This is a genomic window from Ruegeria sp. AD11(2025) (genome assembly GCF_056542405.1).
Genome location: NZ_JBQFZU010000007.1, coordinates 1 through 21,077 on the forward strand (window position 1 = coordinate 1; position 21,077 = coordinate 21,077).

The following is a 21,077-nucleotide window of genomic DNA, read 5'->3' on the forward strand; positions in this document are numbered from 1 at the left end:
CCCGCTACGACAGGTGCCCGAAGGTCTTCCTGTCAGCCATCGCCCTCGCAGCACTCGTCATCTATTGGCTATGAGTCCTGACCCTAGTGGAATCGGCTGCTGCCGGTGCCGTTGAAAGGAGTATGATGCAAACTGATTGCAGAACTCGCACTGTCTGATTTCCTAAGTTGAGGTGAAGGAGTTATCACTTAAAGCAGCCCAGCAGTTTCAAACAAGAAAAACCGAAGTGTGTAATCCTCATCACTGACCAACCCCGCAGAATCGGCCAGACTGATTGCAGTTAACGAGTTGGCGCTCATGGTGTTTTAGAGCGCAGGTTTTCATTATCTTCCCTGCATCTGGGGCGCGCTTGTGGTGAGCGCGCCCTAATTCTTGTTTCCAGCCCCTTGTCGTACCCCTGATGGAGTCTCTGGCTTCCTAAAAAAGAAGAGGCCCGGATAGTGTATGATTAACACAGCATGAATGACGTGTTCTCGCTGAGTTCAGCCATGCTGGGGCATTGTTTCCAAATATGTGAAAATACAAGGCACGAGTTTAGGGGTGGCCGTTATGTCAACTGGTGTGAACATTGATCTGAGCGATAGCCAAAACAAGTGGTCTGAATGGACTATGCGCCCAAAGAAGCGTGAGCGAAAACTTACGGACTACGCCTCTGGGTTTGTTGTCATACTTTCGGCAATTGTCGTAAGTGGTTTACCTCAAGACTTGCCGTTCTGATAATACGAAACAAACCTCCCGGATTAGGTCGCGGGCCTCTTGGCACACCAGCTCGGCGCGGGAAACTGCGCGGTTGTCCCCGCCAACTGCGTTGCCGAGCGCCGTTGTTATCTCCGAAGCGTTTGAAACGTTGAATGTGGTCATGATTGCCCCAATTCGCGACCGTGCAAGCTTCGTCGCCACCCTGTTGTTTACGTGCAATTAGGTAACCAGCCACCCCACACAAAGCAAGAACAAGAACGGAACAAGAGCGGAACAAATGGGGGCGAATGCAGCTAAGGTGCCGGTGGGTTTCTTGGCGGCGACGATTAATTCGGTTAGGCTTTCTGTATTCGCTTCAAGCCAAATTGTAATTGGAGCCACCCCAATGAAATTCGATTCAGTACTTGCATTTTTGCTTGGGTCTGTTTTCAGCCTGTCCGCCTGCAGCGATGTCTTCCATGCAAATTTCGAAAATGGAACGCCCGGCCAGTCGCCGCTTTCAAACCCGCCCGGCCCACCTCCAGGCGACAGCATCAGCGTGGGATCAGACGAGTTCTTCTTTGTCGGGACAGCCGACGCAATTGAAGGCGACCTCTCCCTCAATTTCCGCGAGCGACCCCCTGCTACAGACACTTCCGGGGACCACATCATTTTCAGAACGTCGCCCATAAACGACGACGCTGCGCCAATCTACATCAGGTGGCAGGGGCAGTTCCTCGATGCCGGAGGAATGATAATAGATAGCGGCGTAGTGGGGGAATACTTTGGCAGAGTGGTGTTCGATAACGGCCAAGTGTTGATGTTCGACACCCCAGTCGGCAGCTACAACATTGGTGACAGTCACACTGTCTTGATTTCCCTGTTTCCAGAAAACATGGTGTACCGCCTCGCTATGTTTGGCGAGACATCGTTGGATTCAGGATTTGCAGAAGCAGGCCTGAGAGAACTAGACGGGGCACCGCAGAACGAGGGGTTCGTAGATATCTCTGTGACCGCCTCTTCGGACCAAAACCGTTTCTACGTAATGGACGATTTGACGGTTTCGCTTCGCGACCTCGGCAAGTGAAAAGAGTTGAACGGTGCACTTTGCTGGACGGATGGCCTCCCCAAAAATAGCGAGTGTACCTGGATTGGTTAACAGGATGCACTTAGACCAAGCTGCCGCCGAGAACCGAATCCGCCTGTCACGTCAATTTAAAGGTGATGGGTGGAGTGAGGGGCTGGACGAGGGGGTAAAGCCAGCCCCTCAAACTCTGGGGGTCCCGGAGTTGTGTGTGTGGTTGCTCCGTTAACTCAGAATTAACGAACTGTGCGTGTCCGCGATATTGGGGGTTCCCCGTATTTGGCAAAATTAATCTTTCGAACACATTTCGGACAGAGCCAGCAGATACCAAGAGGACGCGGCGCGCCTGATGGGGATTAGCGATTTCAACGAGGGGGTACGAGTTCGGCGTGTCGCATCTTCAGTTTATTCAAGCGAAACGCCACCACTTTCAAACTACCATTTGTAGTGCGGAGCCCGCTCGCCATTCCAAAACCGCGCAACGTCCACTGTATCAATGACCAGTGAAGTCGTATTGAAACCGATAAGAAGAATGACCCACCAGTAAAGCGTGGGTTCGGTGTCTACGTTCGGAAGGTTTGTCAGGAAATAAGGTATCATTGGAATCCACAGAATGTGGCCTAGACCAAGCAGCCTCACAAACCCCAGCTTCAGGTAGATTGCAATCATTATGGAAATCCCGATCCCAACCGCAAACAGGTTGTACCATGCATAGAAGGTGTCGAGGAAAAGCAGCGAGGCCAGATTTACGAGAATTAGGCAAATGACCCAAACTCTCGCAACCGGGTTGAACCTGAAAAGGACGATCCAAAGAATTTCAAACGCGCGCATTGGCCGAACCCTATCAATACAACACTCTAGTCGCCATCAATCATGCGCTCTAGCTTGCGAGCCGAGCTGAACTTGACAGGAGCGTGCCCACTGCCGGAGCAATGCCTTCAACAGACGCACCATCACAAAACCGAACTTGGCCGGGAACGGTTGCCCAAGTTTGTGCTTAATCCCATTCAAATCCACTTGGCACTCCAAAGCAAAGTCACTGATGCTCCGGCTCTACTTCCTATCTGCGCGCCCGTTCGATCAAAACGGCGCATGAATTCAGCGCCTGACTCGCCTTCTTTTCGCTCCAAAGTGACAGTTTCCTCTGAATCCGAAACGCTCACGATGGCACGATGGACATCTTCCTCCAGATTTTGAGGATATTCACCCTCTGTTGAGATTGGGTTTCCTTGTTTGTCAAAGAACTCACCCTTAGTGATGACGACTTTGAATTCGTCGCCAGACTTCTTTTCCAGCTTGTTGATACGGTTCCTGATGTTCGCTTTGCTGCCTCCAATGCTGTGATCCGGCGTTTAAGTTCTGTGGTTTCAGGCACCCGCCTGTACTGCTCGACCAGCCCCATGACAGTTGCCCCCTCCAGCGGCGTGATTTCCCCCTCAGAAACCACCCTCTACAAATAGTATAGGCGGGGCACAGTGGCACACAGTGACATTGAAAAATCACTGAAAATCAATTTTTTCGCGATTTCTTGAGATGCGGTGAAACGCCGTGAAACAAAGATTGGATGCCCTCTTGAGGCAACACGTTTATCCCGATTGGTGAGATTGCTAACGCTTAAGCGCGTTTTTCGCCGATGGTTGTCACGCCCAGAACCGACAGCACCTTGGCTTCGATCTGTGCGGCGTTCATACCCGCGACAGCGTACATATCCGCTGGGCTGGCTTGGTCGATGAAGATATCCGGCAACACCATCGAGCGGTATTTCAGCCCGTGATCAAACACGCCCTCATCCGCCAGCAGTTGCGCCACGTGGCTGCCGAAGCCGCCGATCGCGCCTTCTTCGATGGTGATCAGGGCTTCGTGGTTCGCCGCCAGATCAAGGATCAGCTCGCGGTCCAGCGGTTTGGCAAAGCGGGCATCTGCGATGGTAGGGGTTATCCCGCGGGCTGACAGCGCCTCGGCCGCCTTTTGCACTTCGGCCAGACGGGTGCCAAAGGACAGCAAAGCCACCCGTGCGCCTTTTTGGATCATGCGGCCTTTGCCGATTTCAAGCACCTCACCGCGTTCGGGCAAATCGACGCCCACGCCCTCACCGCGCGGATAGCGGAAAGCAATGGGGCCTTCATTATGGGCAGCGGCAGTGGCCACCATGTGCACCAGCTCCGCCTCATCCGCTGCGGCCATCACGACCATGCCGGGCAGGTTGGCCAGATAGGCGATGTCAAAAGACCCCGCATGGGTTGCCCCATCGGCACCCACAAGCCCCGCGCGGTCGATGGCAAAACGTACTGGCAGGCGCTGGATCGCCACGTCATGAACCACCTGATCGTAACCGCGCTGCAAAAAGGTCGAATACATCGCGCAGAACGGCTTCATCCCCCCGGCGGCCAGCGCCGCCGCGAAGGTCACGCCGTGTTGTTCGGCAATTGCCACATCAAAACAGCGCGAGGGGTAGCGCTCCGCAAACAGGCTGAGCCCGGTGCCATCGGGCATCGCGGCGGTCACTGCCACGATCTTGTCATCGCGCCCGGCTTCTTCGACCAGCGTTTTGCCGAAGACCGAGGTATATGATGGCGCGTTGGATGGCGCTTTGTGCTGCTGGCCCGTCACCACGTCGAATTTGGCCGTCGCATGGCCTTTGTCCCGGGCCTGTTCGGCAGGGGCGTAGCCTTTGCCCTTCTTGGTCAGCACATGGATCAGGATCGGACCGGTCGCCCGCGCCTTGACCGTGCGCAGTACCGGTAGCAACTGGTCCATGTCGTGGCCGTCGAGGGGCCCGATATAGGAAAAGCCCAGTTCTTCGAACAGCGTGCCGCCCACGGCCATGCCTTTCAGCATTTCCTTGGCACGTTTCGCCCCTTCGCGGAAAGGTTCGGGCAGTAGCGACACGGCCCCCTTGGCGGCGGCTTTCAGGTCGTGGAACGGGGCTTCGGCGTAAATCCGCGACAGGTAGCTGGACAGCGCGCCGACCGGGGGGGCGATGCTCATCTCATTGTCGTTCAGGATGACGATCAGGCGTTTCCTCAGGTGGCCCGCGTTGTTCATCGCCTCGAACGCCATACCCGCTGACATGGAACCATCGCCGATCACCGCAATCGCATCGCCCAGACCTTCGGGCGTGACGCCGCCCAAATCGCGAGCGACGGAGAATCCCAGCGCCGCGCTGATCGAGGTTGAACTATGCGCCGCGCCAAACGGGTCATAGGGGCTCTCGCTGCGTTTGGTGAAGCCGCTCAGGCCGTCTTTCATACGCAGGGTGCGAATACGATCGCGCCGCTCAGTCAGGATTTTATGCGGATAGCACTGGTGGCCGACGTCCCAGATGATCTTGTCGCGTGGTGTGTCAAACACGGCATGCAGCGCAGTAGTCAGTTCGACCACACCCAGACCTGCCCCCAGATGCCCACCGGTGACCGACACGGCCGAGATCGTCTCGGCCCGCAATTCCTGCGCCAGCTGATGCAGCTGTTTGTCCGAGAACTGTTTGAGATCCGCAGGGCGGTTCACAAGGTCCAGCAGGGGCGTGTTCGGGCGGTCAGACATGTGGCGCATTCCTGGCTTAGCTGTCCCGGGCAATAACGAAGCGGGCGGCGTCCTTCAAGGTTTCAGCCGAAGGTCCGTACCCATCCAGTGCAGTGCAGGCCTGATCAATCAGCTCCGCAGCACGGACTTTTGCCGCGTCCAGACCCAGCAATGAGACAAACGTGGCCTTGCCGGCCCGAGCATCCTTTTGCAGGCGTTTCCCGGCCTTTTCGGCATCACCTTCCACATCAAGGATGTCATCCGCGATCTGAAAAGCAAGGCCAAGAGCTTGGGCATATTGGCGCAACGGGGCCGGATCGGACTGCGCCAGCCGAGCCCCCGCACAGGCGGACCATTCGATCAGGGCGCCGGTTTTACCGGCCTGCAGACGGGTGATTTCGGCAAGTGTCAGCGGAGCAGCAGCCGACTCCGCCGCAATATCCAACGCCTGCCCCAGCACCATGCCTTGCGCCCCGCTGGCCTTGGCCAGTGTCAGGGCCAGGTCCGCGCGGACCTCGGCATTGCCGACCTCGGGGCGGGTACATAGTTCGAAGGCCAAAGTCTGCAATGCATCCCCGGCCAGAACGGCGGTGCCTTCGTCCCATTTCACATGCAAGGTCGGGCGCCCGCGACGCAGGTCATCGTCATCCATACAGGGCAGATCGTCATGCACCAGCGAGTAGGCGTGCAGCGCTTCGATCCCCGCCGCGGGCCAGATAGAGCGGTGCGCGTCCACGCCAAGCAGACGCGCGCTTTCCAGCACAAGAAACCCGCGCAGCCGCTTGCCGCCTTCGGTGGCATAGGCCATCGCCCGGGTCACATCCAGATCGTCCAGCGCGCTCAGAACCAGATCGAACTGATCCTGAATGCGCGCCGCGTCCTGCGCTAGCCTTTCGCGAAACATTTACTGACCTTCGACAGGGGTCGTCCCGGTCGGCTGACCATTGGCGTCCAGCGTGATCGCGGCCACCTTTTCCTCGGCCCGCTTCAGCTCATCTTCACAGCGCTTCTTCAATGCCGCCCCGCGTTCATACAGCGCAATGGATTGGTCCAGCGCCACGTCACCGCGCTCCAGCTGGCCGACCACGGCCTCCAGCTCTTTCATCGCCTGTTCGAATGTCATTTGATCAACGGGGGTATCGGTCATCGGGCTGCCTTCATCAATTCTTCCACATGGGCGCGTGTGGCCTCGGCCAGTGCGTTCAGATCATACCCGCCTTCCAGAGTCGAGACGATACGTCCCTCACACAGCTCATCAGCAATCCTGCACAGCTCAGCGGTGACCCAGGCGAAATCGCCGGTGGACCAGTTCAGATTGGCCAGCGGGTCGTCCTGATGGGCGTCAAACCCGGCCGAGAGGATGATCAGTTCAGGCCTGAAAGCGCGTAGGCGAGGGAAAGCCAGCGTTTCATAAGCCGCGCGCATCTCGGCCCCACCCGTACCTGGGGCCAGGGGAATGTTCAGAATTGTCTCATACGCGCCGGTCTCGTCCGGGCGCCCCGATCCGGGCCACAAAGGCATCTGCTGGCTGGTGATCACCAGCGCACGTTTTTCATCCCACAGCAAGTCCTGCGTGCCGTTGCCGTGATGCACGTCGAAATCCACAACGGCGACCCGGTTCAACCCGTGATGATCCAGCGCATGCTTCGCCCCCAGAGCGGCATTACCAAACAGGCAGAACCCCATTGCCTTGTCGGTTTCAGCATGATGCCCTGGGGGCCGGATCGCACAAAACGCATTCGGAGCGTCTCCGCCCAGCACCATGTCCACCGCCCGTACCACGGCCCCGGCAGCGCGATAGGCCGCATCCACCGAGCCCGGAGACATGAACGTATCCCCGTCAATCTGGGCGAACCCCTCGTCCGGGCGCGCGGCGCGAATGTCCCGGATGTAGCTTTCCGGATGAACCCGCAACAGATCATCATCTGCCGCCAGAGGCGCCGTCACCCGGTTCAGGTCCAACCCCTCAAGCGAATGCAGGATATGCTCCAGCCGTGCGACTCGCTCTGGGTGCCCATTGGGCGTCACATGACCCAAACAATCCGCATGAGTCAGAAGGGCAGTTTTCATCACGATCCCCTGTTCATTTGCCTAAGATCAGTCCGGCGCCAACATATATCCGGCGCCGCGCACCGTCTGCAGATACCGAGGCTGCTTGGGATCCTGTTCGATCTTGCGACGCAGGCGGGTAATCTGCACATCCACCGCCCGCTCCTGCGCCTGACCCTTGTCGCGGCCCAGATCTTCGACCAGCTTGGCGCGGCTGATCGGCTCTCCCGGCTGTGCCGAGAAGATCTTCATCAGTTGGCTCTCGGTGGCGGTCAGCCGCACGGGATCTTCGCCCTGCCACATCTCGCCGCGTTCCACGTCATAGCGGATCGGGCCAAGGTTCAATATCTTGGTCGCGGTGTCCTGCGCCGGTGTTTCCGGCATCCGCCGCAGTATCGCATTAATCCGCAGCAGCAGCTCTTTCGGCTCGAACGGCTTGGCCAGATAGTCGTCCGCCCCGGCCTCAAGCCCGGCGATGCGGTGCTCGGTCTCGCCCCGTGCGGTCAGCAGCAGGATCGGTGTAGTATGGGTTTCGCGCAGCGTCCTGGTCAGGCTCACGCCATCTTCACCGGGCATCATCACATCCAGCACGATCATGTCAAAATCCAGCCCCGACAACACCCGCCGCGCATGGGCTGCGTCGCGGGCGGCGGTCACCAGAAACCCGCTCCGCATCAGGAATTTCTTGAGCAGATCACGAATACGCTCATCGTCGTCGACGATCAGCAGATGGGCATCCAAATCGCTCATGAGGTCGTATCCCGTAGTTTCGTGTAAGCATGACGCATATCAGCATCCATCATCGCTTCAAGCACTTTACGAAATCCCGACACGGCCTCGGGACCTGCATCTTTATACGCCGCGCGCATCCGCACGCGCTGGGCCTCGGACAGTTTGGCCTCAAGCGTTTTGCCCTTTTCGGTCAGAAACAAATGACGCTCGCGCTTGTCCACCGTGCCTACGCGACTTTCGACCAGGCCATCCTCGATCAAGGTCCGCAGCACCCGGTTCAGCGATTGCTTGGTGACCCCAAGTATAGCCAGCAGGTTGTTGACCGTTGTCCCCGGCGCCCGGTTGATGAAGTGCACGGCCCGGTGATGCGCACGGCCATAAGCCATCTGCGCCAGAATGCGATCGGGGTCTGCGGTGAAACCGCGATAGGCAAAGAACATCGCCTCGATGCCTTGCCGCAGTTGTTCGTCGGTCAGAAACAAAAGGCTTTCACCGCCAAAGACTTGTGCGGGGCGCGTATCCGACATGGTTTGCCTCATTCGTTACTCCGGACCGACTTTATGTCAGCGTTGTTGACATTCCAAGAGTGGACAGGTATCGAACCGCAGTTTCTGCGCAACTTTATGTCCGCATCGGACTTAATTGGCGCAATAATCGGAAAATTCAACCCGAGGCTGGAGGTTTCGCATGGCGGGGTATGATGATCGTGATGGCACCATCTGGTTGGATGGCAAACTGGTCCCTTGGCGCGACGCCAATGTGCACATCCTGACGCATGCGATGCACTACGCCTCATCCGTGTTCGAGGGTGAGCGTGCCTATAACGGTAAGATCTTTAAAAGCCGCGAGCATTCTGAACGTCTGATTGCCTCGGCCGAGGCGCTGGACATGCCGATGCCCTATTCTGTCGATGAGATCGAAGCGGCCAAGGAAGAGGCGTTGAAAGCCAGCGGTCTGAAGGATGCCTATGTTCGCGCGCTGGTATGGCGCGGCTCGGGTGAGGATATGGGTGTGGCGTCGGCCAGGAACCCGGTGCGGATGGCTGTCGCGGTCTGGCCCTGGGGGGCCTATTACGGCGACGCCAAGATGCAGGGCGCCAAGCTGGACATCGCGGAATGGAAGCGCCCCAGCCCGGAAACCATTCCGGTTCACGCCAAGGCGGCGGGTCTTTATATGATCTGCACCATCTCCAAGCACAAAGCCGAGGCCAAAGGCTGTTCGGACGCATTGTTCATGGATTGGCGCGGCTACGTGGCCGAGGCGACTGGGGCCAACGTGTTTTTCGTCAAGGATGGAGAGGTTCACACGCCGCTGGCCGATTGCTTCCTGAACGGCATCACCCGCCAGACTGTAATCGAGATGCTGAAGGACAAGGGCATCACCGTTCACGAACGCCGTATCAAACCTGAGGAAATGGCTGAATTTGAGCAGTGTTGGCTGACCGGTACAGCCGCCGAGGTTACCCCGGTCGGCCAGATCGGTGACTATACGTTCGAGGTCGGAGACCTGACCCGCGAGATCGCCTCCGAGTATGAGGCGCTCGTGCGCGCCTGATCCGCGCAAGCCAGTGTTTCTTGAACCTCCGCCAAAGGCGGGGGTTTTTCTTTGCCTGACGTTCAAACTTTTGTGCAGATCGTTCAGCTGGCTGGACGAACGCACAACTGAGGATAGGTTAACCTCATGTTAGACCTGCTCAGCGATATCCTCACCCGCTTGTCCCTGCGCGGTACATTCTACTTCCGCACCTCTTTCACGCCGCCATTTGGGATCCAGGTTCCTGCTTTTGAAAATGTGGCCCGATTTCATTTCGTGCAGCGCGGAGAGCTGAAGGTTTATGTCTCTAACACGGGGGAAACACTTCGCCTAAGGCAAGGTGACCTGATCCTGATCCCGCATGGCTCGGCCCATGCGCTGCTGTGCAACGAAGTCAGACCGATGGACGCGTTGCCGCTTGAGCAGGTGTTGGATGACGCCGGGTATCAGGGCGATGGCGTGCTGATTTATGGTGGAGAGGACAAAAGCCGAGATACGCAACTGATCTGCGGTCATTTCTCGTTCACCGGCCCGCCGGGGCGGCAGGGCACGGGTCATATGCTGATTGACCGGCTGCCGCCCTACATCCTGATCGAGAACTACGGCGAAGAGGCCGGAGCCTGGATCGAGGCTACACTGCGCATGATCGGGTCCGAGATCAGCGGTGCCCGGATCGGTGGCGACCTGATCGCCCTGAAACTGTCCGAGGTGTTGTTCGCCCAGGCCATCCGAGCTCACCTTGAACATCAAAGCCCCAGCGAGTCCGCTTTGGCAGGGTTCGCTGATCCGCGGATATCCCGCGCGCTGACCGCATTCCATCGGGCCCCGGCTGAGGATTGGAGTGTCGAATCGCTGGCCCGGGAAGCTGGTATGTCGCGCACTGCCTTTGCTCAGCTTTTTGCCGAGAAGATGGGCACCACGCCCATGCAATACTCGACCGACTGGCGGATGCAGATCGCCTGCCACGGCTTGACCGAGAACCGCTGGAATGTGGCCGACGCTGCGGCCGAGGTCGGCTATGCGTCAGAGGCTGCGTTTTCCCGTGTGTTCAAAAAGCAGATCGGCCTGTCCCCCGCAGCGTATCGATCCATGCACTGATCCGACCCAATTCTGAACGATCTGCACGGTTTCACGGACGATCCGGAATTAAGCGTCCGAGTGTTCTTTCTTAGTTTGGGTTCATGCCAAACAAGGAAAGGAAATTTCGATGTCTGTTCGTTTCGTTACCCGCACCATACACGCTTACCTGGATTACCCTGTCGCCCTTGCCCTGATGGGGCTGCCCTTTGTGCTGGGGTTGGGGCAATCCAATCCGATGGCCTTGTGGCTTTCCGTAGTCACCGGCGTCGCGGCTTTTGTGCTGACCGTACTGACCGATCACCATCTCGGCGTCTGGCGGGTGCTGCCCTACAAGTTCCATCTGGCCGTTGATCTGCTGGTCGGTGTCGTGTTCCTGGCTGCACCGGGTCTGTTTGGGTTCTCGGGCCTGGATGCGATATACTACTGGTTGAACGGCGCGGCGGTGGTCGCTGTCATATCGCTCAGCACACCGGAACAAGGTGTGGTTGCCTGAGCAGGTTGTCCACAGGTGTCACAAAATCATCGTGATACTTTCAAGAATCTGAGCCGCTTGTTTTACAAACAGGCGGCTCACTGCCGCTCACCAATCGCGTGGCCAACAATGGTTACCAGACAGGAGAGCCCCAATGACTCCAATCCTTCGCCCCAACCGCCGTGCCTTTCTGGCAGGCAGCACCGCCTTTGCCGCGTCGCTGTCCATGCCTGCGATCAGCCGTGCATCATCCCGACCCGCGTTCACGCACGGCGTTCAGTCGGGCGATGTCGACATGAGTTCGGGCATGATCTGGACCCGCACGGACCGTCCGGCCCGGGTGATGATGGAGGTGTCGACCACCGAGAGCTTTGCCGACGCCCGCAAGCTGACGCCGATGGATGCCATCCCGAACAACGATCTTGCGGTGAAACGGCTGGTCGAAGGGCTGCCTTCGGATCAGGATATCTTCTACCGTTTCGTGGCCGCTGATCTGGGCGATATCAACATCGTATCAGAGCCTATTATTGGCCAATTCCGCACTGCACCCTCCAAGCGTCGCAATATCCGCTTTGCGTGGTCGGGTGACACCGCCGGGCAGGGCTGGGGCATCGATGACGACGGGATGCGCACCTATGCGACCATAGCACAGCATCGACCGGACTTCTTTATCCACTCGGGCGATACGGTCTATGCCGATGGCCCGATGCGGGACCAGGTCGAGAAAGATGGCCAGCTGATCTGGAAGAACACCACCTTGATTGACGAGAAACGCAAGGTGGCCGAAACGCTGGACGAATTCCGCGCCCAGTGGAAATACAACATGATGGACACGCATGTGCGGGCGATGAATGCCGTCTGCCCAACCTTCTTCCAGTGGGATGACCACGAGGTTGTCAACAACTGGTCGGACGCCAAGGACCTGATCTCGGACGACCGCTATACCGAAAAATCGGTGCATGTCCTGCAATCGCGCGCGGGCCGTGCGTTCCACGAGATGACGCCGCTGCGGATCACGCCAGCCGAGCCGGGGCGCGTGTATCGCAAGATCTCGTACGGGCCGATGCTGGACGTGTTCTTTCTGGATTTACGCAGCTATCGCGGGCCAAACGGGCCGTCGATGGAGGGCGAAATCACCGATCAGTCCCGCATTCTGGGGGGCGAGCAACTGGCCTGGCTCAAGCGCGCGCTATCTGCGTCTCCGGCCACGTGGAAGGTGATCGCTTCCGACATGCCGATCGGTCTGATCGTTTGGGACCAGTGGAAGGATCAGAAGGGGGCCGAGGCGATCTCGAACGGGGATAATGGCCCGGCAAAGGGCCGCGAGTTGGAGATTGCTGACCTGCTGCGCTTCATCAAGACCGAAGACATCACCAACACGGTCTGGTTCACGGCGGACGTGCACTATACTGCGGCGCACTATTATGATCCTAACAAGGCGCAATTTCAGGAATTTAACCCGTTCTGGGAGTTCGTCTCCGGCCCGCTGCACGCAGGAACATTCGGCCCGAACGCGCTGGACGGCACTTTCGGGCCGCAGGTGAAATTCGTCAAAGCACCAACCGAAGAGCAAGGCGCCAACCTGCCGCCCAGTGCGGGCCTGCAGTTCTTTGGTCTGGTCGACATTGATGGGGCGACCCAGCAGATGACCGTGCGCCTGATGGATCGCGCAGATACCGAGCTGTGGTCGGTAACACTGGACCCGCAGCGGCAAGGAATCTGAGCGCCCGCCACGTCGCGCCCCAAAGAGTTCTTTGGGGCGCATTTTACCCTTGAAATTCCCGACTAAAATAGTCAGATAGTACATAACGCCAGATGCGCAGGTATCCGGCACAGGGTTTCGAGGCGGTTTGCGGGCTTAGCGCATGAAATGGTGAGAGCCCGCCGCCGCCTCGAAAACGAATGATCAGGGTAAAACATGGGTGATCCGCTGGACGAAATCATGGCACGGCACGAGGCAGCCACCGCTTGTGGTTGCTGCTGCGACGATGATTTTTGCGCCTATGTCGACAAGACCCCAAAATCAGAAAACCAGCTGCCGGAAATCCTGCCGACCAGCGTCACAAGTCGTCGCGGATCGGTTCGGTTTCTCAATGAAACCTCGGCGGGGTAACAGCCCCGGGCCGGGGCTGTTCAGGTTCTAACCTTCAGAAATCCACGCCGCGCTGGGCTTTGATGCCGGCTTGGAACGGGTGCTTTTCCTCGGTCATTTCCGTGACCAGATCTGCATAGTCACGCAGCGCTTGCGGGGCATCGCGGCCGGTCAGGAACACGCTGGTCTTGTCGGACCGCTCATTCAGCCCGTCGATCACCTGATCCACCGACAGGTATTCGTAGCGCAAGGCGATATTGATCTCGTCCAGAACCACCAGATCATACTCACCGCTGGCCATCAGCGCGCGGGCCTTGTCAAAGGCGGCGTTGGCGGCGGCGATATCACGTTCCTTGTCCTGCGTGTCCCAGGTGAAGCCTTCGCCCATCGTGTGCCAGGTCACCAGATCGCGCTCTTCGAAAAAGCGCCGCTCGCCGGTTTTCCACTTGCCCTTGATGAACTGCACCACGGCAACTTTCTGGCCCCAGCCCAACGCCCGGATCACCACGCCAAACGCGGCCGAGGATTTGCCCTTGCCCTTTCCGGTGTTGATCAGAACCAGCCCGCGCTCCGGGTCGACGGCTTCGGACACTTTCTTGCGGTGCTGGGCCTGCACCTTCTGCATCTTTTCCTTGTGATCTTGTGCGTCGCTCATCGGCGGAACCTCTCTTGATTTGCGCCCAAACTAAGCGAAGTTTGCCAAAGGTAAAGATCAGGCCTTTGGGTCCGGGGCCGATTTGTCCTTGCCCCGATCCACGCCCAACTGCCGTTCGCGCAGAATGACCAGCACGTTGCCAGCAATCACCAGCGCCGCACCACCCAGCATGACAAGGGTCGGCAACTCATCGAACCACATATAGCCGATGACAATGGCAAACAGCATCGTCGTGTAATCATATGGTGCCAGCATTGACGCCTGCCCGAAACGATAGGACGAGGTCACAAGGATCTGCGCCACGCCACCGATCAACCCGATACAAGCCAGTATCAGAGCCTGTTCCAACGTCGGCATTGTCCATCCCCAAAAGGCTGTCAGGGATGATAACAGCGTGGCGGTCAGCGAGAAATAAAAGACCACAGCAGCGGGATGGTCGACCTGCACCAGTTGCCGGATGTGGATTTGCACGAACGCCCGCGCGATGGTGGCCGCCAGCACGCAGAGCGCGCCGATGGTGGCCGCGGTGTCCATGTTGTTGCCGCCCAGCCGTGGCCAGATCATGATCAGCACCCCCAGCAGACCGATGGCGACCGCGCCAATGCGGATCATGCGGATCCGTTCGCCCAGCATGACCGCGGCCAGAATCAGCGTGAAGATCGGTGTGGCATAGCCAATCGCCGTGACCTCGGGCAGGGGCAGCAGGCTGAGGCCGGTAAAGGTCAGGCCCATGGCACTGGTGCCCAGAACGCCGCGCCAGAAATGCCCCACGGGTTTCTTGACCACCAACCCCTGCACCAGCTCACCCCGATAGACCAGCCAGCCGATGATCACCGGAACCGCAAAGAGCGAACGGAAGAACACCATCTCTCCGGGCGGGAAATCGACCGACAACGCTTTGACCAGCGCCTGCATTGCCGTGAACAGCACCAGCGCGCAAAGTTTCAGCGATACGGCCAGAACCGGTCGATGCGATGTTAAGGGTTTTGCCATCGGCGCGACCCTGCGCTTTTACCTTGCAAAGATCAACGGTCCGAACGGTGGGTCGCCCAGGATTGAGGCAGGGGGCTACCGATCTCTTCTGCAAATTCCTCAAGGAAACGGATCATACGCTGAACGCGCTTCTTGGCGATCCGCTTTCCCGCGTCTGTCAGCATGTCATCCGGAAGGTTCAACAACTTCACCTTCCAGTGGTCGATCGAATAATGGAGATCTTCAAGAGGACGGTTTGCGGCGAACGGGTCCGCCGCATCGTATAGTGTCCGCCCCAGTGCGCCCGATACGGAAAAGTTTCGTGCCACCCCGATTGCCCCAAGCGCATCCAGCCGATCGGCATCGCGCAGAATGCAGGCCTCGGGCGTTTCCGGGGTGATATTTGCCGAGAAACTATGCGCTTCGATGGCGTGTTGAATCGCGCTGATCTGGGTCTCGTTGTAGCCCAGTTCCCTCAGGATAGGCTCTGAATCTTGTGCCGACTTGCGCGAGGCCAGATGGCGTTCGGGGTCGTCTTTTGGCAGATTGACCAGATCATGCAGATAACTGGCGGCCAGCAACACGGATCGGTCCGTTACCTCATCGGCAATGTTCTGAGCATTCACCCAGACACGGTCCAAATGAGCCAGGTCATGCGCGGGATCGGTCTCCATCCGCTGCGCGACCACTGCGCGCAGGCGCGAGCGCAGATCAGCCGATCCGTCCACGGTTCTCTCCGATCTGGCCACGGTGCAGCAGCAGGTGGTCGAGGATCACGCAGGCCATCATCGCCTCGCCCACCGGCACAGCGCGAATGCCGACGCAGGGGTCGTGGCGGCCTTTGGTGATGATCTCGGTTTCCTCGCCGGACTTGGTGATGGTCTTGCGGGTGGTCAGGATCGACGAGGTCGGTTTCACCGCAAACCGCACGACGACGTCCTGCCCGGTCGAGATGCCGCCCAGAATGCCGCCCGCGTGGTTGCTGCTGTATTGCGGGCCATCCTGACCCATGAAAATCTCGTCAGCATTGGCCTCGCCGGTCAGTTCGGCGGCGGCCATGCCTTCGCCGATCTCGACACCTTTGACGGCGTTGATCGACATCATCGCTGCGGCCAGATCAGTGTCTAACTTGGCATAAACCGGTGCGCCCAGCCCGGCGGGAACGCCGCGGGCCACGACTTCGACCACAGCTCCGACCGAGTTGCCGGATTTGCGCAGGTCGTCCAGATACACGGCCCAGTCTTCGGCGGCTTGCGCATCCGGCGTCCAGAACGGGTTCTGTTCGATCTGCGACCAGTCGAAATTGGCACGGTCGATCTTGTGCGGGCCGATCTGGGTCATGTATCCGGTGATCTGCACGTTCGGCGCGATCTGCTTGATCGCCTCACGCGCCAGCCCGCCTGCAGCCACGCGCGATGCGGTCTCACGCGCGGAACTGCGCCCACCGCCGCGATAGTCGCGAATCCCGTATTTCTGCCAATAGGTGATATCGGCGTGACCCGGACGGAACTTGTCCATGATATCGCCGTAGTCTTTCGAGCGCTGATCGGTGTTCTCGATCATCAGCTGCACGGGGGTGCCCGTTGTCTGACCTTCGAACACGCCCGACAGGATTTTCACCTGATCGGGCTCGCGCCGTTGGGTGGTGAACTTGTTCTGCCCCGGTTTGCGCTTGTCCAGCCAGTGCTGGATCATCGCCGCGTCAATCGCGACGCCCGGCGGGCAGCCGTCAACTGTGGCACCCAAGGCGGGCCCGTGGCTTTCACCCCAGGTGGTGACGCGGAAGAGGTGTCCAAAGCTGTTCATCGACATGGGGCGTGCTCCTTTGCGCGACGTGATTAGCGGGCAAGGCTCGCGGCCTCAAGCGGATTTGCGGTTGGGGCGGGGTCGCCCCAACCAGGTGTGCCTATGCCGCACGGGTCAGAGTGGCGCGGGTTTTAGTGATATTCAGTGCTGCCTGTGCAGCCTCACGCCCCTTTTCCACGAAATGCGCGCGGTAGATGGCGTTGTGGTGATCGGTTTCCTGATATTGGTGCGGGGTGAGCGAGACCGAGAGGACGGGAACGCCTGTATCCATTCCGGCACGCATCAGGCCGTCGACCACGGCTTGTGCCACGAAATCGTGCCGATAGATGCCCCCATCCACCACAAAAGCGGCACAGGCGACGGCAGCGTATTGGCCGGTTTGTGCCAGATCTCGTGCGATCAGCGGCATTTCGAACGCACCAGGGACGTCGAAAACATCAACCTGTTCGGCAGGGATGAGTTCAAGGAACCCGTCCAGTGCGCGGTCGACGATATCGGAATGCCAGTTGGCTTTGACAAAAGCATAGCGGGTGTGTGTCATCATGATCTCCTTTCGTAACAGACACGTCACCCAAGGCGATCACGAGCAGACGCGCCGCATCAACGGCACGCTGCACGTTCTCTTTCATCCGGACTGTAACCGTCGGCTCTGGCCTCTCACCAGATCTGCTTGTCACCCCGGCACCGGGGCCGCTCGCGGGCTTACGGGTCGTGGCCCGCATACCGCCGGTGGGGGATTCCACCCCGCCCTGAGAACGAGGTGGAATTTGGCAAGACGCGTTCACTTCTGCAAGAGGGTTCGCGTCCGGGCAATTGACGGGTTTTGTTTCCATGGTCGTCCTGTAAGGTCGCTGCAACCAAGGAGAGCGCGAATGAAACTTTATCACAGTCCAACCTCGCCCTATGTCCGCAAGGTGATGGTTTTGCTGCACGAAACCGGCCAGCTTGAGGATGTCGAGGTGATGACCATTGCCACCACCCCGCTGACTCCGGCCGATGAGTTGCAGGGTAAAGTGCCGCTGCAGCGCATTCCCGCGCTGGAGCGCCCCGATGGCCCGACACTGTTCGACAGTCGGGTGATCTGTGCCTTTTTGGACACGCGCGCCAAGGTGGGGATGTATCCTGACGGGACCGGGCGCTGGGATGTGCTGACGCTGGAAGCGATGGCTGACGGCATTCTGGATTCGGCTGTGGGGATGGCCTACGAAGCGCGCTTGCGTCCCGAGGACAAGCAGTGGGATACGTGGTTGGATGCGCAATGGGGTAAGATCGAACGGGCCTGTGCCGCGCTGAACCAACGCTGGATGGCGCATCTGTCAGGCCCGCTGGATATGGGGCAGGTGGCCGTGGCTTGCGCGCTGGGCTATCTGGATTTGCGCCACGATGCCCGGAATTGGCGCAAAGGCAATGATGCGCTTAGCGAATGGTTTTCCGCCTTCAACGAACGGCCCAGCATGGTAGCGACCCGCCCCGAGAGCTGAGCCCGGTTTCAGCTGCGCTGGCCATGACAGGAAGGGCCAGCGCATGGTCGATCAGGGCGCGCTGAACGTGGCCAGATAGGCGGCGATGTCGTCGGCGCCTTTTTTCAGTTTCACACTCATGTTCGGGCGCGCGGTCTCGTCATCCAGATATTCCTGAATGAACCCGATCGGGTCCTGCGAATAGGCAGAGATAGTTTCTTCAGTCCAGACCAGACCCTCTTCGCCGGCGCGGATCATATCATCGGTGAACATTCCGACAGGCAGGCGCTCGCTGCCATAGCGGTAGTCATTTTCGGCTCCGGCGACGCGGCCGACCACGCCGTAGAGATTCGGTCCGGTGATGCCGCCTTTGACCAGAACCTCACCATCTTTAATGATCGCATGGCAGGAAGAGCAGCGGTTATAGAGTTTTTCGCCCTTGGACGGATCACCAGCCGCCACGGCTTGTGACGTAAGGGCAATCATAAGGGTCAAGACTGTTGGAATGAATTTTTGCATTGAAGGCGTCCTGCTGTGGTTGGGAATTAATCGGGCCTTCCTAGATTCCCGTTAAAAGTGCAATCGAAATCAAACCAGCGTAAGGCTCTATAAAATATCTATTTTCAACTCAGTTTTTTCCCGGTCACGAATTTCCCGAAAGTGGAAAATTGCGTGGCGAAAATAGGTCAGAATCTTGCAAGTCATGCGGCTTGTGACGGGAGGATAGCTGATCCTGATGGTCTGTTCCTGTCGGGATGTACCTGAACCGAATCACATAGACAGAAAATTCTCATTATTGGCGGATTCCCCCGCTTAAGCCTGCCTAAAACTTGAAAATTCACCCCTTCGTTGTGACATGAATGCCCAGATGCGGCGTAGTGCGCGCCTATGACCGCTGGACGAACCGATTTCTCCCGGCTAGATAGCCGCGATGAGACGCCGCTTTGATGCGGTGTTGATGCATGTTTGCCCGCAACCGCGGGCGCCGGAATCGGAGAAAACCTCGTGTCCCACGCAGAAGACAACGAAGGCACCCGCAGAGATTTCCTCTACTACGTCGCTGGCGGCGCAGGTGTCGTTGCGACGGGTGCAGCCGTATGGCCCCTGATCAACCAAATGAACCCATCGGCAGACGTTCAGGCGCTGTCCTCGATTCGCCAGGATGTCAGCGGCGTCGAGCCGGGCACGCAGCTGACTGTGAAATGGCTGGGCAAGCCTGTATTCATCCGTCACCGTACCGGCGCTGAGATTCAAGAGGCTCAGGAGCAGGACGCTGAAGGCGTAGACGCACTGCCTGATCCGTTGGCGCGCAACTTCAACCTGCCCGCCGATGCCCCTGCAACCGATGCCAACCGCGTGATGCCGTCGCCAGAAGGCGAAGCGCCCGGCGCATGGATTGTTCAGATGGGCGTTTGCACGCACCTGGGCTGTGTACCTCTGGGCGATGCCGGTGATTTCGGTGGCTGGTTCTGCCCCTGCCACGGTTCGCACTATGACCTTGCCGGTCGTATCCGCAAAGGCCCCGCGCCTGAAAACCTGCCCGTTCCGCCCGTTGAATGGGTGGACGCGACAACCATCAAGCTCGGCTAAGGGAGACCCAGATGTCCGGAATTCCCCACGATCATTACGAGCCGAAGACAAACGGTGAGAAGTGGCTGAACAGCCGACTGCCTATCGTCGGCCTGATCTACGACACCATCATGATCCCCACCCCCAAGAACCTGAACTGGTGGTGGATCTGGGGCATCGTCCTGGCGTTCTGCCTGGCGCTGCAGATCGTCACCGGTATTGTTCTGGTGATGCACTATACCCCGCATGTTGACCTGGCCTTCGCCAGCATCGAGCACATCATGCGCAACGTGAATGGCGGCTATATGCTGCGCTACCTGCACATGAATGGCGCGTCGCTGTTCTTTGTTGCGGTCTACATCCACATCTTCCGTGGCCTGTTCTACGGCTCGTACAAAGCCCCGCGTGAAATCACGTGGATCATCGGGATGCTGATCTACCTGATGATGATGGGCACTGCCTTCATGGGCTACGTTCTGCCTTGGGGTCAGATGTCCTTCTGGGGTGCGACCGTGATCACCGGCCTGTTTGGTGCGATCCCGTTTGTGGGCGACGCGATCCAGACCTGGCTGCTGGGCGGACCCGCGGTGGACAACGCCACGCTGAACCGCTTCTTCTCGCTGCACTACCTGCTGCCGTTCGTAATCGCGGCGCTGGTGATCGTGCACATCTGGGCTTTCCACACCACCGGCAACAACAACCCCACGGGTGTTGAAGTGCGCCGTGGCTCGAAAGCCGAGGCCGAGAAAGATACGCTGCCGTTCTGGCCCTACTTCGTAATCAAGGACCTGTTCGCACTGGCCGTGATCCTGGTCGTGTTCTGGGCCATCGTCGGCTTCATGCCGAACTACCTGGGCCACCCGGACAACTACATCGAAGCCAACCCGCTGGTTACGCCTGCACATATCGTGCCCGAATGGTACTTCCTGCCGTTCTACGCGATCCTGCGTGCCTTCACCGGTGAGGTCTGGGTTGTACAGTTCGCTAGCTTCATCACCGGCGGCATTGTTGACGCCAAGTTCTTTGGCGTGATCGCGATGTTCGGTGCGATCCTGGCCATGGCCCTGGCGCCCTGGCTGGACACCTCGAGCGTGCGTTCGGGCAAGTACCGTCCGATGTTCAAATGGTGGTTCTACCTGCTGATCATCGACTTCTTTGCCCTGATGTGGCTGGGTGCGATGCCCGCGGAAGAGCCCTATGCGACCTTCTCGCTGATCGCGTCCGCCTACTGGTTCGCCTATTTCTTCGTGATCCTGCCGATCCTCGGTGTGATCGAGAAGCCTCTGGCACAGCCCGAGACCATCGAAGAAGACTTCAACGCGCATTATGGCAAGGCTGACGCCGACGCCACGCCGGCCGAGTAAGAAGAGGGA

At 58.7% G+C, this 21,077-nt stretch carries 23 protein-coding genes and 1 riboswitch; of the genes, 10 read left to right on the forward strand and 13 right to left on the reverse strand.

Translation table 11 applies throughout. The annotated features are described in order from the left end of the window. Nucleotides 1–976: 976 nt before the first annotated feature. A complete protein-coding gene (locus ACR1XY_RS08560; RefSeq protein WP_480592167.1) occupies nucleotides 977–1,765 on the forward strand; it encodes a hypothetical protein in 789 nt (262 codons plus the stop codon). A gap of 432 nt (nucleotides 1,766–2,197) precedes the next feature. Here the strand turns inward: ACR1XY_RS08560 and ACR1XY_RS08565 are convergent, their stop codons facing one another. Next, complete coding sequence (locus ACR1XY_RS08565; protein ID WP_480592169.1) at nucleotides 2,198–2,593, reverse strand: hypothetical protein; 396 nt, start codon at nucleotides 2,591–2,593, stop codon at nucleotides 2,198–2,200. A gap of 398 nt (nucleotides 2,594–2,991) precedes the next feature. Between ACR1XY_RS08565 and ACR1XY_RS08570 the strand changes: the two genes are divergently transcribed. Beyond that, on the forward strand, nucleotides 2,992–3,222 hold the full coding sequence (locus ACR1XY_RS08570; protein ID WP_480592171.1) for a hypothetical protein: 231 nt from the start codon (nucleotides 2,992–2,994) through the stop codon (nucleotides 3,220–3,222). A 154-nt stretch (nucleotides 3,223–3,376) separates the two neighbouring features. On the opposite strand, the gene dxs is transcribed toward ACR1XY_RS08570, so the two are convergent. From dxs to ACR1XY_RS08600, 6 genes are read right to left on the reverse strand one after another with little or no spacing between them, the layout of a single operon-like run. Next, nucleotides 3,377–5,305, reverse strand: coding sequence for a 1-deoxy-D-xylulose-5-phosphate synthase (gene dxs, locus ACR1XY_RS08575; RefSeq protein ID WP_480592173.1), 1,929 nt, complete (start codon nucleotides 5,303–5,305; stop codon nucleotides 3,377–3,379). A 16-nt stretch (nucleotides 5,306–5,321) separates the two neighbouring features. Then, nucleotides 5,322–6,188, reverse strand: a complete 867-nt coding sequence (locus tag ACR1XY_RS08580) for a polyprenyl synthetase family protein (protein ID WP_480592175.1) — start codon at nucleotides 6,186–6,188, stop codon at nucleotides 5,322–5,324. Further along, nucleotides 6,189–6,431, reverse strand: coding sequence for an exodeoxyribonuclease VII small subunit (locus tag ACR1XY_RS08585; RefSeq protein WP_058272726.1), 243 nt, complete (start codon nucleotides 6,429–6,431; stop codon nucleotides 6,189–6,191). It abuts the gene before it with no gap. Continuing rightward, complete coding sequence (locus tag ACR1XY_RS08590; protein WP_480592177.1) at nucleotides 6,428–7,354, reverse strand: histone deacetylase family protein; 927 nt, start codon at nucleotides 7,352–7,354, stop codon at nucleotides 6,428–6,430. The genes ACR1XY_RS08585 and ACR1XY_RS08590 overlap by 4 nt, the downstream gene beginning before the upstream one ends. A gap of 27 nt (nucleotides 7,355–7,381) precedes the next feature. After that, nucleotides 7,382–8,083 carry a response regulator gene (locus ACR1XY_RS08595; protein ID WP_480592179.1) on the reverse strand — a complete coding sequence of 234 codons (702 nt, stop codon included), beginning with the start codon at nucleotides 8,081–8,083 and terminating at the stop codon, nucleotides 7,382–7,384. Then, nucleotides 8,080–8,592, reverse strand: coding sequence for a MarR family winged helix-turn-helix transcriptional regulator (locus tag ACR1XY_RS08600; protein WP_420585637.1), 513 nt, complete (start codon nucleotides 8,590–8,592; stop codon nucleotides 8,080–8,082). The genes ACR1XY_RS08595 and ACR1XY_RS08600 overlap by 4 nt, the downstream gene beginning before the upstream one ends. A 160-nt stretch (nucleotides 8,593–8,752) precedes the next feature. On the opposite strand from ACR1XY_RS08600, the gene ACR1XY_RS08605 reads away from it, so the two are divergent. The 5 genes from ACR1XY_RS08605 to ACR1XY_RS08625 all read left to right on the forward strand — a co-directional run bounded on the left by ACR1XY_RS08605 (nucleotide 8,753) and on the right by ACR1XY_RS08625 (nucleotide 13,263). Further along, nucleotides 8,753–9,619: a branched-chain amino acid aminotransferase gene (locus ACR1XY_RS08605; RefSeq protein ID WP_480592181.1), complete on the forward strand. Its 867-nt coding sequence runs from the start codon at nucleotides 8,753–8,755 to the stop codon at nucleotides 9,617–9,619. A gap of 126 nt (nucleotides 9,620–9,745) precedes the next feature. Further along, the gene (locus ACR1XY_RS08610) at nucleotides 9,746–10,696 is read left to right on the forward strand and encodes an AraC family transcriptional regulator (protein WP_480592183.1); all 951 of its coding nucleotides are present in this window, start codon (nucleotides 9,746–9,748) and stop codon (nucleotides 10,694–10,696) included. 109 nt (nucleotides 10,697–10,805) lie between these two features. Further along, a complete protein-coding gene (locus ACR1XY_RS08615) occupies nucleotides 10,806–11,171 on the forward strand; it encodes an SPW repeat domain-containing protein (RefSeq protein ID WP_480592185.1) in 366 nt (121 codons plus the stop codon). A 133-nt stretch (nucleotides 11,172–11,304) separates the two neighbouring features. Beyond that, nucleotides 11,305–12,873 (forward strand): alkaline phosphatase D family protein, encoded by a 1,569-nt coding sequence (locus ACR1XY_RS08620; RefSeq protein WP_480592187.1) that lies wholly within the window; start codon nucleotides 11,305–11,307, stop codon nucleotides 12,871–12,873. Between the two features lie 195 nt (nucleotides 12,874–13,068). After that, nucleotides 13,069–13,263 carry a hypothetical protein gene (locus tag ACR1XY_RS08625; protein ID WP_480592189.1) on the forward strand — a complete coding sequence of 65 codons (195 nt, stop codon included), beginning with the start codon at nucleotides 13,069–13,071 and terminating at the stop codon, nucleotides 13,261–13,263. 34 nt (nucleotides 13,264–13,297) lie between these two features. Here ACR1XY_RS08625 and cobO read toward each other — a convergent pair whose 3' ends face one another. The 5 genes from cobO to ACR1XY_RS08650 form a co-directional block, all read right to left on the reverse strand. Further along, the gene (cobO, locus tag ACR1XY_RS08630) at nucleotides 13,298–13,897 is read right to left on the reverse strand and encodes a cob(I)yrinic acid a,c-diamide adenosyltransferase (protein ID WP_170672728.1); all 600 of its coding nucleotides are present in this window, start codon (nucleotides 13,895–13,897) and stop codon (nucleotides 13,298–13,300) included. Between the two features lie 57 nt (nucleotides 13,898–13,954). After that, the gene (locus tag ACR1XY_RS08635) at nucleotides 13,955–14,890 is read right to left on the reverse strand and encodes a DMT family transporter (RefSeq protein WP_480592191.1); all 936 of its coding nucleotides are present in this window, start codon (nucleotides 14,888–14,890) and stop codon (nucleotides 13,955–13,957) included. Between the two features lie 32 nt (nucleotides 14,891–14,922). Then, nucleotides 14,923–15,597 (reverse strand): HD domain-containing protein, encoded by a 675-nt coding sequence (locus ACR1XY_RS08640; protein ID WP_480592193.1) that lies wholly within the window; start codon nucleotides 15,595–15,597, stop codon nucleotides 14,923–14,925. Next, nucleotides 15,581–16,681, reverse strand: coding sequence for a chorismate synthase (gene aroC / locus ACR1XY_RS08645; RefSeq protein ID WP_480592195.1), 1,101 nt, complete (start codon nucleotides 16,679–16,681; stop codon nucleotides 15,581–15,583). Before aroC ends, ACR1XY_RS08640 begins: the two co-directional genes overlap by 17 nt. 94 nt (nucleotides 16,682–16,775) lie before the next feature. After that, nucleotides 16,776–17,216, reverse strand: coding sequence for a 6,7-dimethyl-8-ribityllumazine synthase (locus ACR1XY_RS08650; protein ID WP_480592197.1), 441 nt, complete (start codon nucleotides 17,214–17,216; stop codon nucleotides 16,776–16,778). Between the two features lie 72 nt (nucleotides 17,217–17,288). Further along, nucleotides 17,289–17,436: riboswitch (FMN riboswitch) on the reverse strand. A 111-nt stretch (nucleotides 17,437–17,547) separates the two neighbouring features. On the opposite strand from ACR1XY_RS08650, the gene ACR1XY_RS08655 reads away from it, so the two are divergent. Then, the gene (locus ACR1XY_RS08655) at nucleotides 17,548–18,156 is read left to right on the forward strand and encodes a glutathione S-transferase (protein WP_480592199.1); all 609 of its coding nucleotides are present in this window, start codon (nucleotides 17,548–17,550) and stop codon (nucleotides 18,154–18,156) included. Nucleotides 18,157–18,207: 51 nt separating this feature from the next. Here the strand turns inward: ACR1XY_RS08655 and ACR1XY_RS08660 are convergent, their stop codons facing one another. Then, nucleotides 18,208–18,654 (reverse strand): c-type cytochrome, encoded by a 447-nt coding sequence (locus tag ACR1XY_RS08660; protein WP_480592201.1) that lies wholly within the window; start codon nucleotides 18,652–18,654, stop codon nucleotides 18,208–18,210. A gap of 486 nt (nucleotides 18,655–19,140) precedes the next feature. On the opposite strand from ACR1XY_RS08660, the gene petA reads away from it, so the two are divergent. Together petA and petB are read left to right on the forward strand one after the other, a co-directional pair. Further along, a complete protein-coding gene (gene petA, locus ACR1XY_RS08665; protein ID WP_170405069.1) occupies nucleotides 19,141–19,725 on the forward strand; it encodes a ubiquinol-cytochrome c reductase iron-sulfur subunit in 585 nt (194 codons plus the stop codon). Between the two features lie 11 nt (nucleotides 19,726–19,736). Continuing rightward, complete coding sequence (gene petB / locus ACR1XY_RS08670) at nucleotides 19,737–21,068, forward strand: cytochrome b (RefSeq protein WP_170405072.1); 1,332 nt, start codon at nucleotides 19,737–19,739, stop codon at nucleotides 21,066–21,068. Nucleotides 21,069–21,077 lie beyond the last annotated feature (9 nt).

What these genes read in the sequence shown, in the direction of transcription:
- ACR1XY_RS08560 (WP_480592167.1), top strand. Translation starts at nt 977, where the DNA reads ATGGGGGCGAATGCAGCTAAGGTGCCGGTGGGTTTCTTGGCGGCGACG.
- ACR1XY_RS08565 (WP_480592169.1), bottom strand. Translation starts at nt 2,593, where the DNA reads ATGCGCGCGTTTGAAATTCTTTGGATCGTCCTTTTCAGGTTCAACCCG.
- dxs (WP_480592173.1), bottom strand. Translation starts at nt 5,305, where the DNA reads ATGTCTGACCGCCCGAACACGCCCCTGCTGGACCTTGTGAACCGCCCT.
- ACR1XY_RS08580 (WP_480592175.1), bottom strand. Translation starts at nt 6,188, where the DNA reads ATGTTTCGCGAAAGGCTAGCGCAGGACGCGGCGCGCATTCAGGATCAG.
- ACR1XY_RS08585 (WP_058272726.1), bottom strand. Translation starts at nt 6,431, where the DNA reads ATGACCGATACCCCCGTTGATCAAATGACATTCGAACAGGCGATGAAA.
- ACR1XY_RS08590 (WP_480592177.1), bottom strand. Translation starts at nt 7,354, where the DNA reads ATGAAAACTGCCCTTCTGACTCATGCGGATTGTTTGGGTCATGTGACG.
- ACR1XY_RS08595 (WP_480592179.1), bottom strand. Translation starts at nt 8,083, where the DNA reads ATGAGCGATTTGGATGCCCATCTGCTGATCGTCGACGACGATGAGCGT.
- ACR1XY_RS08600 (WP_420585637.1), bottom strand. Translation starts at nt 8,592, where the DNA reads ATGTCGGATACGCGCCCCGCACAAGTCTTTGGCGGTGAAAGCCTTTTG.
- ACR1XY_RS08605 (WP_480592181.1), top strand. Translation starts at nt 8,753, where the DNA reads ATGGCGGGGTATGATGATCGTGATGGCACCATCTGGTTGGATGGCAAA.
- ACR1XY_RS08610 (WP_480592183.1), top strand. Translation starts at nt 9,746, where the DNA reads ATGTTAGACCTGCTCAGCGATATCCTCACCCGCTTGTCCCTGCGCGGT.
- ACR1XY_RS08615 (WP_480592185.1), top strand. Translation starts at nt 10,806, where the DNA reads ATGTCTGTTCGTTTCGTTACCCGCACCATACACGCTTACCTGGATTAC.
- ACR1XY_RS08620 (WP_480592187.1), top strand. Translation starts at nt 11,305, where the DNA reads ATGACTCCAATCCTTCGCCCCAACCGCCGTGCCTTTCTGGCAGGCAGC.
- ACR1XY_RS08625 (WP_480592189.1), top strand. Translation starts at nt 13,069, where the DNA reads ATGGGTGATCCGCTGGACGAAATCATGGCACGGCACGAGGCAGCCACC.
- cobO (WP_170672728.1), bottom strand. Translation starts at nt 13,897, where the DNA reads ATGAGCGACGCACAAGATCACAAGGAAAAGATGCAGAAGGTGCAGGCC.
- ACR1XY_RS08635 (WP_480592191.1), bottom strand. Translation starts at nt 14,890, where the DNA reads ATGGCAAAACCCTTAACATCGCATCGACCGGTTCTGGCCGTATCGCTG.
- aroC (WP_480592195.1), bottom strand. Translation starts at nt 16,681, where the DNA reads ATGTCGATGAACAGCTTTGGACACCTCTTCCGCGTCACCACCTGGGGT.
- ACR1XY_RS08650 (WP_480592197.1), bottom strand. Translation starts at nt 17,216, where the DNA reads ATGACACACACCCGCTATGCTTTTGTCAAAGCCAACTGGCATTCCGAT.
- ACR1XY_RS08655 (WP_480592199.1), top strand. Translation starts at nt 17,548, where the DNA reads ATGAAACTTTATCACAGTCCAACCTCGCCCTATGTCCGCAAGGTGATG.
- ACR1XY_RS08660 (WP_480592201.1), bottom strand. Translation starts at nt 18,654, where the DNA reads ATGCAAAAATTCATTCCAACAGTCTTGACCCTTATGATTGCCCTTACG.
- petB (WP_170405072.1), top strand. Translation starts at nt 19,737, where the DNA reads ATGTCCGGAATTCCCCACGATCATTACGAGCCGAAGACAAACGGTGAG.